This is a genomic window from Nostoc sp., from assembly GCF_036917095.1.
In the GTDB taxonomy this organism is placed as follows: domain Bacteria; phylum Cyanobacteriota; class Cyanobacteriia; order Cyanobacteriales; family Nostocaceae; genus Nostoc.
Genome location: NZ_JBALFH010000056.1, coordinates 72,023 through 88,515, shown reverse-complemented (window position 1 = coordinate 88,515; position 16,493 = coordinate 72,023). Strand labels below are relative to the sequence as shown.

Annotated in this window: 14 protein-coding genes; 3 read left to right on the top strand and 11 right to left on the bottom strand. The window is 42.4% G+C overall.

Annotation, left to right across the window (positions count from 1 at the left end; all coding sequences use genetic code 11):
- Positions 1–4: 4 nt before the first annotated feature.
- The 5 genes from V7L01_RS33190 to typA form a co-directional block, all read right to left on the bottom strand.
- Positions 5–391, bottom strand: a complete 387-nt coding sequence (locus V7L01_RS33190) for a type II toxin-antitoxin system VapC family toxin (RefSeq protein ID WP_335042560.1) — start codon at positions 389–391, stop codon at positions 5–7.
- Positions 388–615 (bottom strand): type II toxin-antitoxin system Phd/YefM family antitoxin, encoded by a 228-nt coding sequence (locus tag V7L01_RS33185; protein ID WP_335042559.1) that lies wholly within the window; start codon positions 613–615, stop codon positions 388–390. Before V7L01_RS33185 ends, V7L01_RS33190 begins: the two co-directional genes overlap by 4 nt.
- A 215-nt stretch (positions 616–830) precedes the next feature.
- Positions 831–1,088, bottom strand: a complete 258-nt coding sequence (locus tag V7L01_RS33180; protein WP_335042719.1) for a hypothetical protein — start codon at positions 1,086–1,088, stop codon at positions 831–833.
- A 157-nt stretch (positions 1,089–1,245) separates the two neighbouring features.
- Positions 1,246–2,370 carry an AAA family ATPase gene (locus V7L01_RS33175; protein WP_335042558.1) on the bottom strand — a complete coding sequence of 375 codons (1,125 nt, stop codon included), beginning with the start codon at positions 2,368–2,370 and terminating at the stop codon, positions 1,246–1,248.
- A 142-nt stretch (positions 2,371–2,512) separates the two neighbouring features.
- Positions 2,513–4,303: a translational GTPase TypA gene (gene typA, locus V7L01_RS33170; protein WP_335042557.1), complete on the bottom strand. Its 1,791-nt coding sequence runs from the start codon at positions 4,301–4,303 to the stop codon at positions 2,513–2,515.
- Between the two features lie 675 nt (positions 4,304–4,978).
- On the opposite strand from typA, the gene V7L01_RS33165 reads away from it, so the two are divergent.
- From V7L01_RS33165 to V7L01_RS33155, 3 genes are all read left to right on the top strand, one after another.
- Positions 4,979–6,352 carry a serine/threonine-protein kinase gene (locus V7L01_RS33165; protein WP_335042556.1) on the top strand — a complete coding sequence of 458 codons (1,374 nt, stop codon included), beginning with the start codon at positions 4,979–4,981 and terminating at the stop codon, positions 6,350–6,352.
- A gap of 54 nt (positions 6,353–6,406) precedes the next feature.
- The gene (locus V7L01_RS33160) at positions 6,407–7,867 is read left to right on the top strand and encodes an ABC transporter substrate-binding protein (RefSeq protein WP_335042555.1); all 1,461 of its coding nucleotides are present in this window, start codon (positions 6,407–6,409) and stop codon (positions 7,865–7,867) included.
- A gap of 269 nt (positions 7,868–8,136) precedes the next feature.
- Positions 8,137–9,189, top strand: a complete 1,053-nt coding sequence (locus tag V7L01_RS33155; RefSeq protein ID WP_335042554.1) for a hemerythrin domain-containing protein — start codon at positions 8,137–8,139, stop codon at positions 9,187–9,189.
- An 81-nt stretch (positions 9,190–9,270) separates the two neighbouring features.
- Here the strand turns inward: V7L01_RS33155 and V7L01_RS33150 are convergent, their stop codons facing one another.
- The 6 genes from V7L01_RS33150 to V7L01_RS33125 form a co-directional block, all read right to left on the bottom strand.
- Positions 9,271–10,455, bottom strand: coding sequence for a M20 family metallopeptidase (locus V7L01_RS33150; RefSeq protein WP_335042553.1), 1,185 nt, complete (start codon positions 10,453–10,455; stop codon positions 9,271–9,273).
- Positions 10,456–10,695: 240 nt separating this feature from the next.
- Positions 10,696–11,259, bottom strand: coding sequence for a pentapeptide repeat-containing protein (locus tag V7L01_RS33145; protein WP_335042717.1), 564 nt, complete (start codon positions 11,257–11,259; stop codon positions 10,696–10,698).
- A 412-nt stretch (positions 11,260–11,671) separates the two neighbouring features.
- Entirely contained in the window at positions 11,672–13,432 is a 1,761-nt protein-coding gene (locus V7L01_RS33140; RefSeq protein ID WP_335042552.1) for a serine/threonine protein kinase, read from the bottom strand.
- Between the two features lie 123 nt (positions 13,433–13,555).
- On the bottom strand, positions 13,556–13,744 hold the full coding sequence (gene rpsU, locus V7L01_RS33135; RefSeq protein WP_012407716.1) for a 30S ribosomal protein S21: 189 nt from the start codon (positions 13,742–13,744) through the stop codon (positions 13,556–13,558).
- Positions 13,745–13,859: 115 nt separating this feature from the next.
- Positions 13,860–14,171 (bottom strand): RNA recognition motif domain-containing protein, encoded by a 312-nt coding sequence (locus V7L01_RS33130; RefSeq protein WP_335042551.1) that lies wholly within the window; start codon positions 14,169–14,171, stop codon positions 13,860–13,862.
- A gap of 512 nt (positions 14,172–14,683) precedes the next feature.
- Positions 14,684–16,306: a tetratricopeptide repeat protein gene (locus tag V7L01_RS33125; RefSeq protein ID WP_335042550.1), complete on the bottom strand. Its 1,623-nt coding sequence runs from the start codon at positions 16,304–16,306 to the stop codon at positions 14,684–14,686.
- Positions 16,307–16,493: the final 187 nt, after the last annotated feature.

Sequence of the window (16,493 nt, the reverse complement as noted above, 5' to 3'; positions counted from 1 at the left end):
CCATTTACCACAATATCTGCACAGGATAATTTTCAAACACACTATCTCTACTAATTACAGGTATGCTCTCCACCAAACTTTGAGAAATTATGAGCCGATCAAATGGATCTTTATGATAAAAAGGCAGCTTTGCTAACTCATCTAAATGTTCTGGTCGTATTTCAAGCAATTCGATAGCGTTACCATAAACCTGTTGTTTAACCAACTCAGTAAAAGTCATTTCCAGTTTTAGCTTGTCGATACTGACCTTGATAGAAATTTCCCAAAGACTCGCAATACTCAAAAATCTTTGATTTTCCCGATCTTCAATCAAGTTTTTTGCTGTGTCACTGAGGTTGAAACTGCCCTCAATAAACCATAAAAACGTATGAGTGTCGAGCAGAAGTCTCATGGAGCGTATTCCTCAAAATCTGCCAACGGCTCATCAAAATCATCTGACATTTTTACTAAACCCCTAGCACTACCAAACTTTGGGCGTGCTTCTACTCCACCAAGTGGCACAATTTTGAAAGATGTCCCATCATTACGAATGATGATGACTTCTTCTCCAGCAGCCGCCTCTTCAATTAATTCTGCTAGGCGAGTCTCAGCTTCTTTCAAATTAACTTGGTGCATTGATAGTCTTTACCAAAACCCGATATTTTGAATATAACTTCTTCGTCAGTTATTGACTCAAGGATCTTTTCATGTTGACAATGGCGATCGCAGTTTCACGAATAGCCATCACAATTACTTCTGCAAAAATTTTTATTCTGCTACTTTACCATCTGAATAATTATCTATCCGATTAACTGTCTGCTGTCTTAATGATTGCTCCTTCATAAATTTGCTCAAATAATCTGATCTGATCCAGATCGGGTCGTTGTGTTGGGCTGCTGGCGCTGGGCGACTTGGATTAACAACCTTAATGCCTCATTCACTGCTTCATCGTTGGGAAAAGCTTGGGCAACATCGGGAGCTAAAAGTACTAGGTTCGTTTTTGTACGATACCGTTCAACATATTTACCTCTAACCCCGCTTGCCATTTGAGCGAAGTCGTACTCAGGACGTAATTCATCTTCCATTTCGTTTTCAACTTCCTTGTTCATAAAACTCGCAGTTTCACAAATAGTCATGATAATTACCTTTTTCAGTCCTCTTCATTTTTCTCAAAAATTTGACTAAATGTACGGCAAGGGCGATCGCACTGTAAATCTATGCTACTAATTGGCGATCGCAATGGGGGTAGTAGATACTTTGACATTCTCAAACAAGATACTCCGCCAGTTGCTCATGAGTGGGAACATCAGCAGATTGAAAGGTTTTGAGGTCTATTTTTGATGGTTGGGCTAATGCTGCTAAACGGTTACATTGAATGGCAATACAACGATCAAAGATATTTCTCACAAATCTACCATTTCCAAGTTTTCCTATTTGATGTTCAAATTGATTAACTAAGAGATGCACCGCTTCTAGAGTCTTCTCTGAGAACAGATAGCCGTGCTGTTCACACCTGACTTTAAAAATCTCGGTTAACTCGGACGGACAATAGTCTTCAAAGTGAATCGACCTTGCAAATCTGGACTTTAGACCAGGATTAGATTCAATAAATCGAGACATTTCCCCTTTATATCCTGCAACAATAACTACCAGATCCTCTCTGTAGTCTTCCATCATTTTTAAAAGAGTATTGATTGCCTCTTGTCCGTACATATCGCCGCGTCCGTCTGGAACAAGAGAGTAAGCTTCATCAATAAAAAGTACACCACCAAGAGCAGATTCAACTACTTTTGCTGTTTTGGGTGCTGTTTGTCCCAAGTATTCTGCAACTAAATTAGTCCGATCTACTTCAAGAAAATGGCCTTTTGATAGAACACCAAGATTTTTGTATATCTCGCCTAAAATCCTAGCTACTGTGGTTTTGCCTGTTCCGGGATTTCCCGTGAATACGAGGTGTCTAGTGATTGAAGGAGCTTTTATACCCGCTTGAGCTTGCATCTGGGCTACTTTTGCAATATTTACCAACTCTTGAACGGTAGATTTTACAGCACTTAATCCAGTTAATGAATGAAGTTGATCTAAACATAGCTGAAGCTCATTAGTGACTACTTCAGGTTGATTAGCATTAATGTGAGGTTGCTTGTGAATCTCTTTACAGACTTCTGCTGCCCATTCGTTGCCTATTTGTTTAATGTCAGTACCCAATAGGTTACGAGCTGTTTTTATTGCATTTTCTTTAGAAGCAGCTTCAGCAAAAAACAAGCAATCAATCTCTAACTGTTTTTCAGGCTTTTCTAGAAAATTATAAGCATCATCAATGCTACTCCAAGCAGCCCATAGCCAAGAATTGCCGGAAGCACAGATACTAAAAACTGTAGAATTCCACGACATATATATACACCAGACAGTGAACACAATGAATTACACAGTGTTATGTTACCCACTCAGGTATTAAGTTATTCATTTTCCTATTACCAGAAAATAAAAAGCCCGCATGAGCAGGCTTTTTAAATCAATTAAGTTATTGCTTTACTTACCGTTTCGCCAACTTCTTCGACATCTTCCGCAGACGAATCGATTGGGGTGTAACTTCCACCAATTCATCGGGGCCAATGTATTCCAAAGCACGCTCTAAACTCATGTCTATCGGTGCTTGCAGTTGCACTAGTTCATCGCCACCAGCAGCCCGGTGGTTGGTCAACTGCTTGGTCTTACAGATATTCAATTCCAAATCTTGGGAACGATTGTGTTCTCCCACAATCATGCCTCTGTAAACCTTTGTGCCGGGAGTAATAAAGAATGCTCCTCTATCTTCGGCATTTCTCATGGCGTAGAAGGTAGAAACGCCTTCTTCAAAGGAGATTAAAACGCCTTTGTTACGGGCTTCAATATCACCACTGATTTGACGGTAGTCTAAGAAGCTGTGGTTCATGATGCCTTCGCCACGAGTCATCCGCATGAATTCACCCCGGAAACCAATCAATCCACGGGCGGGAATGACAAACTCTAACTGGGTGCGATCGCCACTACCTGGTTGCATATCTTGCATTTCGCCTTTGCGTTGTCCCAGGCGTTCAATACAGCTACCCACACCATCAGCAGGAATGTCTAATACCAAAAGTTCAAAGGGTTCGCAAGGTTGACCGTTGATTTCGCGGTAAATTACCTGTGGCTGAGATACCTGAAACTCGAAGCCTTCCCGGCGCATGGTTTCAATTAAGATACCCAGGTGAAGTTCACCACGACCGGAAACGAGGAATTTATCGGGAGAATCGGTTTCTTCGACACGCAAAGCAACGTTGGTTTCGAGTTCGCGGAATAGGCGATCGCGTATTTGTCTTGATGTCACCAACTTACCTTCTTGACCAGCAAAGGGCGAATCATTCACCCAGAAGGCCATTTGCAAGGTTGGTTCATCCACTTTAATTAGTGGTAAAGCTTGCGGATCATTGGGGTCAGTAATCGTTTCCCCAATATAAGCATCAGCGAAACCAGCCACCGCCACAATATAACCTGCGGTTGCTTCTTCCATCTCTATGCGCTTCAGTCCATCAAAGCCCATCAATTTGGTAATTTTACCCTTGACAATGGTGCCATCTTCTGTTACTAAAGCGGCTTGCTGTCCTGAGCGGATAGTACCGTTGTGAATTCTGCCAATCACAATCCGTCCCAGATATTCAGAATAATCTAGGGTTGTGACTTGCAATTGCAGAGGCTTATTGCTGTCTCCTACTGGTGGTGGAACGTGTTGCAGAATCGCATTAAACAGGGGTTGCATATCTACCGATTCTGCTTCCAAGCTTTCCTTAGCGAAACCTGCCATACCGGAGGCAAACAGATAGGTAAAATCACACTGGTCTTCATCTGCCCCTAATTCCAAGAACAGATCCAAAACTTTATCAACAGCAACGTGGGGGTCAGTTTGACCGCGATCGATTTTGTTGATAATAACGATGGGGCGCAGCCCTTTTTCTAAGGCTTTTTTGAGAACAAAGCGTGTTTGGGGCATGGGGCCTTCGTTGGCATCAACAATCAGAAGACATCCGTCAACCATGCCGAGTACGCGTTCAACTTCGCCACCAAAGTCAGCGTGTCCAGGAGTATCAACAATATTAATTAGTGTTTCTTTGTAGCGAACCGCCGTATTTTTGGAAAGGATAGTAATACCCCGTTCCCGTTCTAGGGCGTTGGAGTCCATAACGCAATCCGGAACGTCTTCGCCTTCGCGGAAAATGCCGGATTGTTTGAGGAGTGCGTCAACCAAGGTCGTTTTGCCGTGGTCAACGTGGGCGATAATGGCGACGTTGCGAATTGGGAGCGTCATAGAAGCTTTTGGTGAACTCTAGAGGGTTGTTTATAAGATTTACATTTGAATGCTAGGCTGTTTTAACAGAATTGGGGATAATCGGCAAATTCTGTAAAGAACCTTTAACAATTCTAGCGTAATCGTCACAATTGCGGGGAGTTTTGTAAACCCTACAATGGAGATGTGTGGTAATTACGGTGTTCGTGGGATATAAAAAGCTTTTTTTACAAACAGATGTGGCGTCAAGGGCGGTATCGCTTTTGAGATTGGCGCTTGATTAGTTGAGATGCTTTGCTTTGATGCTAAAGGCGATCGCACCCTTCCTTACCTAATATAAAAGTAACCTGATTTTGTGATTGCGATCGCAATGCCTTGTTTTTCCTTAAAACTGCGGAAATCATAGTTTTATTTCTCGGATGATTTGTATTAAGCTCGCTCATGCTACTACGGTTAAGTCTTTTATGTTTCTAGCTTTTCCTAAGCCCAAGGATAGATAGGTTATTTATACTAATTTTCTTTACATTAGGCTACAGATGTTAAGTTTGGGAAAAAAGCTCAAGGGTTAACTAAATGTCAGGTAAAATAATGCGATCGCACCTTACTTTAATGTTCATCTAGAGACGATACAGCGCAATGTCTCTACTGACATTTAAGGTATATTTTAAAAAATAATAAAATGACAGCGATAATTATATGGTTTGCTGCCTAAATCCCAATTGCGAGAATCCCCAAAACCTTGATGGGACAGATTTATGCCTCAGTTGCGGTACCGAGTTGGTATCGCTACTGAGAAATCGTTACCGCATAACAACACCATTAGGGAGAGGAGGGTTTGCACGCACATATATCGCCGAAGATATAGACAAGCTCAATGAAAGATGTGTTGTCAAGCAGTTGGTTTTAAGTCAATTTTATGGCGATCGCGGTAGTCAAGCACATAAAAAAGCGACTGAGTTGTTTGAACAAGAAGCACAACGTCTAAAAGAGTTAGCAGAACATGTCCAAATTCCCAATTTATATGCATATTTTAAGGAAGGTGAATATCTATATTTAGTGCAGCAGTTTATCGAAGGGCAAAATCTGTTGCAAGAGTTAAAACAACAGGGGATTTTTAATGAATCCAAGATCCGAGATTTTTTAAATGATTTATTATCTGTGCTGGTAGCTATACATCAACAGCAGGTAATTCACCGAGATATTAAGCCAGAAAATATTATCCGCCGTCACGGTGATGGTAGATTAGTACTGATTGATTTTGGGGTAGCAAAGCAAAAGACGGAAAGTATAAACACTACACTTGCTGGGACAATTATTGGTTCATTAGGTTATGCGCCGATTGAGCAAATGCAACTGGGTAAAGTTTTTCCTTCCAGTGATATGTACAGTTTAGGAATAACTTGCTTTCATCTACTAACCGATATTTCTCCTTCGAGTTTGTGGTTTAAACAAGGCTATGGTTGGACTTCTACTTGGCGACAGCATTTAACGCAAACCATAAGTCAGGAATTAGAGATGGTTCTTGATAAGTTACTGCAAGAAAATCATGAAAAGCGTTATCAATCTGCACAGGCTGTCTTACAAGACTTGAATAATCTACCACTTCTAAGGGATACATTACCTCCTACAGCCATTCCCCGTACTCAACCATTAGGTTTGCAACCACAAGTTAAACATAAATCAACTCCATATCTACCGCAGTTTTCTAATAGTCAATTATTGTCTGGATCGATAATTGCTGGATCGGGTAGTTCGTTCTTAGCGATCGCACTTATAAGTTTTCTCGGAACTACTTGGATTAGCTCTGGGTTGTGGTTGCTAATTTTGGGAGGGTTAGTCTTTATTCAATCTCGCCCGCTTCTAGAAAAAACCTATTTAATTGTTATTGCTATAATAGTAAATCTACTCGTTGTTTATATTTTCAGAAATCTCCTAACCAATAATCTTCTTCAATTAGGTGCAAATGGGCTATTGCTCGGAGGATTGCTAGTTATTTTTGCAGGCTTATTGACAGTTATTATTATGGGTGTGTCGGAAATAATAAATAAATTACTTTCTAGATATTTTTAAATTTTAATAATTCTCTTTTCTCAAATAAATTTAGTAGAATTTAATAAATGATTTATGACACATAAAAAAGAAAATTTGAGGCTGCTTATCTCTCTGGGTCTGTCTGGAGTAATGGTAGCAGCTATTTTATGGTTAATTACCAAACTTTCTTCTACGATTATAGCACCATCAAACCCCATATCAACTTCATCTTCATTGGCAAATAAGCCGTCATTAATGAATTTGGGTACAAGGATTTTGGTGAAAGTGCAAACATACCCTGAAAAAATAGATGGAGTTAAAGCTTTTGCTGAGAAAGATTTCAGTACTGCGGTTAAGAAATTTACTGATTCTCTGAAAAATAATCCAAACGATCCAGAAACTTTAATTTATTTAAATAATGCCAAAATAGCACGAGATAATTCGTCAGCTATAAAAGTTGCGATCGTCGCACCAATTAACTTTGAACCTAGTTTAGCAGAAGAGATTTTGCGTGGTGTAGCTCAAGCTCAAAATGAAGTTAATAACCAAGGAGGAATCAACGGTAAAAAATTACAAATTGTAATTGCAAGTGTTGAGAGTAGAGAAGATTCTGTACGGCTAGATAATGAATTAGTTCAAGATAAAAGCCTTGTAGCTGCGGTGGGTGTTAGACGTAATGCAGAAATTTATAAAGATAAACGTTTGGTGTTAGTCTTACCCGTGGAGTTACCAAATCAGGCAGAAAATCAAGGAAACTTAGATAAGAATACAGTAAATAGTCAGCTTAATAATTCACAAGCTAACTACTTGTTTCACATAAATCCGTTATATGAGAATTTAATAGATACTCATTCTCGTTACATTGCTCGACAAGCAAGAAATGTTGCTATTTGTGGAGATTCTCGTAGTTCAACAAGTAATTCAACCTCTTCATCAAATCAGATACTTGTAGAACAGTACACTCAAGCTATCAAAAAATATGGCAGCAACGTTATTAGTCTGCCTTGCAATTTTGCAGACAAAAATTTTGATCCTAGAACTTTCGTGGATAAAGCCATAGAAACAGAAAATGCAAGTGGCTTTTTACTAATACCCTCAATCAGAAATATATATTTTGCTAGCAAAGTGGCGCAAGAGGTTAAAGGCAGAAAGCCACTGTTTGCTTCGGAAATTATGTACAATGCAACAACTTTACAAAATGGGAAGGATCTTGAAGGAATGGTACTACCTGTGTATTGGCATAGAAATGCTAATAAAGATAACCCCTTTGCGAAAAATGCCTTTCAGCTTTGGAATGCACAGGTAAATCAAAGAACAGCGGGAACTTATGATGCACTCCAAGCAATTATTGCTGGCTTAAAAGAAGATAGTACCCGCGAAGGATTACAAAGGGCATTGTCTAATCCTAATTTTTCAACATCTGGAGCAACCGGAATGATTCAGTTTTCGCCCTCTGGGGAGCGTCAAGGAGAAGCAATGCTTGTCAAAATTGAGCGTTGTGAGTCTTGCTCTAGTGGAACTGGTTACGATTTTGCCCTCTTGAATAAGAAGTAGTTTTTTTAATGTTAATTTTCATTCCAAAGATATAGATTACTCCCAAATAGGTAATCTATTCAATTTGAGTGTCATACTAAACTGCTTGATTTGATTGCAACCATCAATTGAATTGAAGCGATCGCTTCGATTTTTCTCTAACGAAAAGTTTTGTTTCTCTACCCATAGTTGTGAACGCGATCGCTCAAAAGAAAGATGGAATCTCCTTAGTCTCTGTGTCAAGGTTATATCAAGTAAGAATTACGAACACTTTGCCGAGGAGAACACGGATGGTAACTACTTTAGATGATACGAAACGCAATGCTATTGCTGTAAAACTTGCAAGTCTAAAAGCTCTGCAACAGTTGGTCATCGAAAATGAACAATCGCTTTTGACGCAAGGGCTTGATGCTGAAATTGCCGATCGCATCCGAAATTTTATCAATGATGATGAAAAAAACCTTGGTATTTTAGAAACTGTAATTGGTCAGTATGGGATTCAGGCTGAACCCAAACAAAATGTTACACAATTCATTGAAAAAGCTCGCGAATTGTTCCAAGGTTCTGAATTAAGCCTGTATGAGAAAGTCTCTCAGCATGAATTGCTGAAACATCAAGTAGTAATGAGTGGCTTGATAGTTCACAAAGCTGCTCAAAAAGTTGGCGCTGATGTTTTGTTAGCGATCGGGCCTTTGAATACCGTTAACTTTGAGAACCGCGCTCACCAAGAACAACTCAAAGGAATTCTGGAAATTCTGGGTGTCCGCGAACTCACTGGACAAGATGCAGATCAAGGAATTTGGGCACGTGTTCAAGATGCTATGGCCGCAGTTAGTGGTGTAGTAGGTAGTGCTGTTACTCAAAACAGCGACAAAAAGGATCTAAATATCCAAGATGTCATCCGCCTCGATCACAACAAAGTAAATACCCTATTTACCGAACTCCTGCAAAGCGACAATCCACAGAAGATCCAAGAATACTTTGGTCAAATTTATAAGGATTTAACTGCTCACGCTGAAGCTGAAGAAGAAGTAGTCTACCCAAGAGTACGTCCTTTCTACGGTCAAGATAACACTCAAGAACTGTTTGATGAACAAGCTCATGCGAAGCAGGCATTAGAGGAAATTAAGGCTCTTAGCCCATCTTCACCACAATTCAAAGAGAAAGTCAAAGAGCTATTGGCTGCTCTCGGCGATCATATTCGTCAAGAAGAAAGCACAATGTTTGCTGCCATTCGCAACAACTTGACTACTGAGCAAACCGAGCAACTGGCGACTGAATTCAAAGCTGCTAAAACCCGAATTCAAGAGAAACTAGGCGTTGTTAGCGAATCGAATGTGTAGGATGCTTTCGGGCTTTCTCTATCCGCTAAAAAAAGTTAGTTAAACAAAAACTCCCAGCGCTTATCTGCTGGGAGTTTTTATTTACAAATTTTGCTGACAGTATTTATAAGCGGCATAGGCCATAGTTACAACCCCGGTAATAATGGCAGATTCATCGACTTCAAATTGGGGATGGTGTAATGGGTGGTTAACGATTCTTTCTTTATAGCCGACACCCAAGCGAAACATGGAACCGGGGACGTGTTCCAAATACATAGAAAAATCTTCAGCACCAAGGGAAGGTTCGGGTAAAACTTGAACGCGATCGCTACTCCAAGCTTCTTCTGCGGCTGATTGCAACAATTGCGTCAAGGTATAATCATTTTGGACACTGGGTACGCCCTGGCGATAATTGACTTGATATTTTGCCCCGTAGGTATGGCAGACATTAGATACAATATTTTCAATCCAGTTTGGGAGATGGGCACGGGTTTCGGGATGGAGCGATCGCACGGTTCCCAATAACTGCACTTTATCAGCAATTATGTTCGGTGCTCTACCACCATTAATCTTCCCTATGCTCAAAACTACAGGACGCAGGGGATTCTGCGTCCGGCTGATAGCTTGTTGCATTGCAGTAATGACTTGGCAAGCAATCCAAATTGCATCAATCGCCTCATGCGGACGCGCCCCGTGCCCAGATTCTCCCATAATCAGAATCTCTAAATCATCAGCAGCGGCTGTTAATGCCCCGTAACGCACGCCAATAGATCCTGCGGGGATAGAAGGGAAAACATGAACCCCTAATACAGCCGAGACGTTTTCCATAGCCCCATCTTTCACCATCCAGCTTGCCCCTTGGGCAATTTCCTCCGCTGGCTGAAATAAAAACCGCACTTTCCCACCCAACTCCTCTGCCACTTGGGACAGCACCATCGCTGTTCCTAACCCCACTGTGGTATGGACATCGTGACCGCAAGCGTGCATAATCCCATCTGCGCGAGAGGCATATTCCAAATTGGTGCCCTCTTGAATTGGCAAGGCATCCATATCGGTGCGAATTGCTAATAAACGGTCATTTTGGCTAGTGCCTTGCAGTTCTCCAATAACGCCCGTTTTGCCAACTCCTTCTTGTACATGCAGACCACAGGAAGACAAAACACCAGCTACGAAGGCTGCTGTTTGGTATTCCTGACCGCTGAGTTCTGGGTGAGAGTGGATGTGGCGACGAATTTCAATTAGGCGGGGCGCTATTTTTGTTGCTAAGTCTTTAATACGGGTAAGCATCGATTTAATTAATCTATAGGCTTTTTTCCCATGATAAAGAACTGTTAACAAACAAAATGCTTTTGCTATACAAGGATGGTTGATAAGCAGAGGGGCAGAGGGGCAGAGGGGCAGGGGGGCAGAGGGGCAGGGGGGCAGAGGGGCAGGGAGCAGGGGGCAGGGGGCAGGGAGCAGGGGGGAAGCAGGGGAGAATTAATAACCAATGCTCTATGCCCTATGCCTCATGCCCTATGCCCCAGTTTATTTTGAGTAGCAGGTTGTACCTGGAGTATTTTCGGGTTTGAACTCGTTACATTCTCTGGGATTTTGACGCTCTAACGACCAGCCATAGGGCTTGTCGGAGGTGACAACACCATTAGCCATAGTTGTGAGACGGAAGTTAGCCCCGCGAAAATTGGTAAACTGCAATTTGGCATCTTTTAAGTTTGCTGCTTCCAAATTGGCGCTGATGAAACCGGCATAAGACAAATCGGCATTTTCCAGAGATGCTGATTTCAAATTTGCACCTGTTAAGGAAGCACCACTGAGATTCGCTGAATTCAGAATCGCACTTTCTAAATTTGCACCGGTGAGATCGGCATTCGTGAGATTAGCTTGAGATAATGTAGCGCTACTCAAGTCAGCCCCTCGCAAATTTGCTCCAGTTAAATTCAATTGAGTTAGGTCAGCACCACTCAAATTACATCGGGGACAGGCACTTGTTGCCTTCAACTGATCCAAATCTAGCTGATTTAACGCAAGGGCCTGCTCTGCAAACCCAAAACAAGCTAACAGGACGATAGTGGCAACAATCTTAAGTTTCATATTTTTTACAGATATCCACAAAAATGACAAGTTACGCACATTGCGTACTGTCATACTTACATATACCGCTTCTCTAAGGAAGAACAGGGATGAAGCATTGATTAAGAAGCTGTAAAAATACTATAAATTCTAGTGGTAAGACTACCCAAACTGAAATAGAGGCTATAGAATCGATTCGTAAGGAACTATACCGAACCAATTATAGACTACCACATATGTGATCCCCCTAGCTCGATAACAAAGACGACTAGGGGGATCTTGTTTTTGGGCACTGGGTACAAGAGGCAGAGGGGCGGGGTGCAGGGGGCAGAGGTGCAAAGACGGAGAGGGAAAAACTTACTGCAACTTCTCCTTTGCTCCCCTGCTCCCCCTGCTCCCCCTGCTTCCCTGCTCCCCCTGCCCCCTGCCTTCTTCACCGCCATCCCAAAAAGCGCAATGCAGGGACAATTAGGTAGTAACTCACTCCTAACCAGAAGCTGATAAATAAGCCCACAGAACCAAAAAAAATCAGAGGTAACTGTAAATCTGACCAGGCTGCTTGACTGGTAAATTGGAAGATAGGAGGTGCTAACCTCAAAAGAATCAAAAAGGCATAGGCGATCGCACTGCCAAAGGCAGCGAACACAGCGTAGACTATGTGATGGCTGCGAAGTCCTAAACTCAAGGTGAGTAGGGAAACTGCTACTAAAATCACTGCCACTAAGCCCTCGCCGCTATCTTTTGGTGTGATTAATTGCAAAATCACCCAGCCGAAGCCATAGCTAATCATGCCCATCAGCGACGCTACTAAAAAGCGCCGCCGTTGACCAAAACACCCGGATACTGTCAGTCCCCAAGCGGTTCCCCAGCCTGCTGCGACGTACACCAAAATATCTGCACCGAAGACGGGTTGAGTGTTTGGCACTAATTCGTTTAGCTGACTCCCAAGAAATTCCACAACCTGACGCCCCAAGCTTGTGCGATAGGCCAAAATAAAACCTGCGATCGCACCAATACAAGCACCGCTACTAGTCAGCACCATCGCCCAAATCGTCGCCAAAGCAGCTTGGATAATTTTGAGGATTGCCTTAGCGATGAAAATAACGGTTTTGGTTACACCTTGACTAAAGTTAGCTAAAGCTTGTTCAATAGCTTGTGTTAACAGTGTAAATCTCTGGGAAGCTTGCGTTGAGGCTTGCTTAACGTTGCCTTGCAGTTGAGAAAATAATCCTGGCGGCGGTAATGGTTGAGAAATCTTCGCCAAACGTTTTTGAATTATAGTTGCATTTGTCGGACGCGATCGCACATCTTCTTGCACCATCTCATCCAGCAAATCTGCTAGTTGCGGGTTGACATTCACCTCAGTTCGCCAGCGCAATTTCCCAGTTTGCCGATCTTCCAACTCTAGCGGATATTTCCCTGTTAGTAGTTCAATTATCGTTCGACCAAGGGCATAAAAATCGGCACCTGGCCCGACAATACCTCCAATCACTTGTTCTGGTGGACTATAGCCAGAAGAAAATAATCGGGTGGAACTAGACTGAGAACGCAGCTTAGAGGCGGTAAATTGTTTTGCACCGCCAAAATCAATTAGTACCAAGCGATCGCCCTCTGTTTGCCCTTGAGGCGGGGTTACAGATGGCGAAGAGGTTCCCAGCATTAAATTAGAAGGTTTGATATCCCGGTGAATAATCTGACGTTTATGTAATTCTTGTAAAATCTCTACAGCTTGGGCAAACCAGTTTAAAACCAAATCTTCTGGACACCCTTGGGGAAACTTTTTTAATATTTCCTCTAAAGTCCGCCCATTGATTTTTTCCATTACCAGACAAGGCAGTTGGTGCGGTTTGGGATTGAACAGTTTTACATGAAAATACCCGTCGGCATCAACTCTGGGGACACCTGGATGCTGCAAGCTAGATAAAACCGCCGCCTCTTGGCTAAATAATTCCAATGCCTTTGGTATACTTTCTACCAACACTTTCAGCACTTTCTCTGTTTGAGTTTTTTCATCCCAAACCGTGTAGATTTGAGCAAATCCTCCCGACCCCAATGGCTGAAGTGGAACATAGCGGTCTAACAGCTCTAGCGGTGCGCCACAGCTGTTGCAAAATTTGTTTCCCCAAGGTTGAGGATAAGGACGTTGACAATCAGGATTTATGCAGTGAACCGCACTCTGAGTGATGTGGGACACAACCGCTACAATACAAAGGCTGACTTGATTTTAGCGTTTCTTTAGGTTTCCTGATTTTAAAATAGGCAAAAGAAAAACCCTCATAGATTTTATGAGGGCATTCGTTTATATCTATGTCAGCGCTTAATTACGGAAACTTCTCTTACTCTGTCTGTGCTTGGCAACTTCTTTGCGCTTGCGTTTTTCTAAGGGCGTTTCAAAATGACGATGCTTTCTCATGTCTGGAAAAATTCCAGCCTTGGAAACTTCTCGCTTAAATCGTCGTAAGGCTGACTCAATGTGTTCATTGTCACCTACAATTACTTGGGTCATTATTTCTCCTACTAAGTTGACTCGATCGATGGCTATCCAGGCAGTAACATTACAAAAAAAAGACAGACTCCTTGTCTGACCTTAAGACTTTAGGCAAATTTTTTTGTTTCCCAGGTTAGTATCGGTTGCGTCCACCGCCGCCACCGCTGTATCCTCCGCGATTACCACCAAAGGAACCTCTATCTTCCTTGGGTTTAGCCTTATTCACTTTCAGGTCACGACCCATCCACTCAGCACCGTCAAGAGCTTCAATGGCAGCTGTTTCTTCAGCTTCAGTTCCCATTTCCACAAAAGCAAAGCCTCGCGGACGACCTGTTTCACGGTCAGTAGGTACTTGAACTCGCTTTACAGTACCATATTCTGCAAAAATACCGCTTAAATCCTCTTGTGTAACGTCATAAGAGAGGTTACCTACATAAATTGACATCGATTCTCTCCAAAATCATCACTGTGTAGAGATTTTAATTTCTCTGAGAAGTCTGTAAATACTAAAAGGAAAAAGCCTTTCAATACTAAAATCAAAGACATCACCGAATTAACTCTCCTAAATCTAGGATGACATAGGAGCCAATTCTCTGCATCCAGTAAATAGTTAACAAATAGTTAACTAGTGATACAGTCGCGAAGGTGCGATCGCCCGCCCCCACTTACCCTAAGTACAGCCCACCGCAAAAAAGGGTTGGAAATCGTAGAAGATAAATTCTGTAGGGCGATCTAAGGAAATCAGACATGCAGGGGCGCATCTTTGAATATCCGAATTGAACGTTTGACTGCATTAACCATAAAGTATTACTCCCAAATTTTAATATGAAAGGCAAAGTCAGGCAACAAATCAAGGCTATGAGACTTTTAATCCTTTAGAGAACCAGCTCTTGAGCAACTGCGGGAGGGATTCTCCCTTGGCGAAGGGCAGTTTCCGCCAACCCCAAAATTTTTTTATTACATTTTGGCTATAGCAAGTTGCTTTTCATCACCTTTCCAAGCTGTTTCTAATTCGGCTTTGACAACTTGAGCAGCCAAATCTTTGCCCTGTGCCTGCAAACTTGCCTCCAAACCAAATAGAGAACGCCCATTATGGGGATACTTTTCTAGATCGGTACGAAAGACTTGCTCGGCCTGTGCATAGTCGCCCTTAGCCAAAAGCACAGCGCCCAAAGATTCCCGCGTGGGAAAGTACCAGTCTGGTGGTTCCACGTAATCGAGGGCATCTTCTACTACTACTGCTTTTTCTAGCAATTGAATGGCAGATTCATAATCATGCTTTTCTCTAGCAATTTTGGCGTCTAGAACTTTTGAGGCAATGTCTAAAATGCCGCTAGCGGGACTGAATCCAATGGTTGCTTCGATGGGAATTCCCTGTTTGGCGGCCAGTAATGCCCGACTTTCACTCGCTGCATCTTCAATGCCTGTAGTTGCAAGCGCCATCCCGCGAGCAAAATGCCAAAGTGCTGTGGTAGTGGGCAATTTTGCATCGGGGGCAGGAGTTTTTAAGATGGCATCCCAGTCACCAAAGCCTGTCTGAATCAGCATTTTGCTGCCCAGGAATCCCTCAAGCATTGGTGCATACGGGTCAATTGCAATAGCATTTGCGATTAACGTCTCTGCGGATTGGAGAGCATCTTGATATTTTCCTGCCATGCTGCTGGCCACCATGAGAAAATATACGTTGTGGTTGTAGTACATCATGGGGTAACTGCCCTGGACTTGATCTTTTTTGATGTAAATATCATCTTGAGCGATCGCCTGCTTGTTTGCCTGCATTGCCCCTTCATAATCTCCTACACGAAAATAAATATGGGAAGGCATATGTACCAAATGTCCGGCTGCTGGCGCTAGAGTTCCGAGTCTTTTGGCACTGACAAGGGCCCGTTCTGGGGAAGGTGATGCTTCCACTGCATGGATGTAGTAATGATTTGCTCCCGCATGATTCGGGTTGCGTTTGAGAACTGATTCTAAAATAGCCACGATTTCTTCTGTATCTGGCTGTGGCTTGCCATCTTTAGTCCAATGCTGCCAAGGATGCAGATCCATCAAGCTTTCAGCGTAAAGCGTCGCCGCATCCAAATCATCAGGATAGCGCTTAACTAGGGTTGCCATTGCTTTTGTGTAGTCCACCGCTAGTTGATACAAGTCTGCATCAGGATTTTGAGAGTAACGTTTTGCTAAGGCGGTAATGTAGTCTCGTTCTTCGGCAGATGCTTGGGTGGAAAGTGCCAAAGCTTGCTGTACTGCTTGGTAAGCAGCTAATTCTCGATTGGGGTCTATTGCTGAGTTAATATTAGGGCCTAGAGCCAGAGCAATACCCCAATATGCGATCGCCAAATGCGGATCGAGTTTGGCAGCGTATTGAAAAGAACGCACCGCCTCATCATGATTAAAAGCGTAAATCAAATTTAATCCCTGCTCGAAAAACTTTTGCGCTTGGGGATTAGAAGTGGAGACTGGATGGGAGAGTGTCCCAAGTCCAGATATTAAAGTATAGGGCTGTCTTGCTTGAGCGCTCGCTGCATTAGGAGCGACTAAACAGAGTATAAGCACCCAAACTATAAATAAGTACTTCATTGTATTATTTTTATTCAAGCTCTTTTTTATTCATATCCAACCAAATGCCACAGTTTTTCTAAGGAGGCAACTCGTTGGCAAACAACAGCAATACGGTGTTTCTTATAGATATTAAACCCTACAAACACAATCATTGGAATCAAGATAAAACATCCGATGAAAATGTTAACAGATGCATCGACTTGCC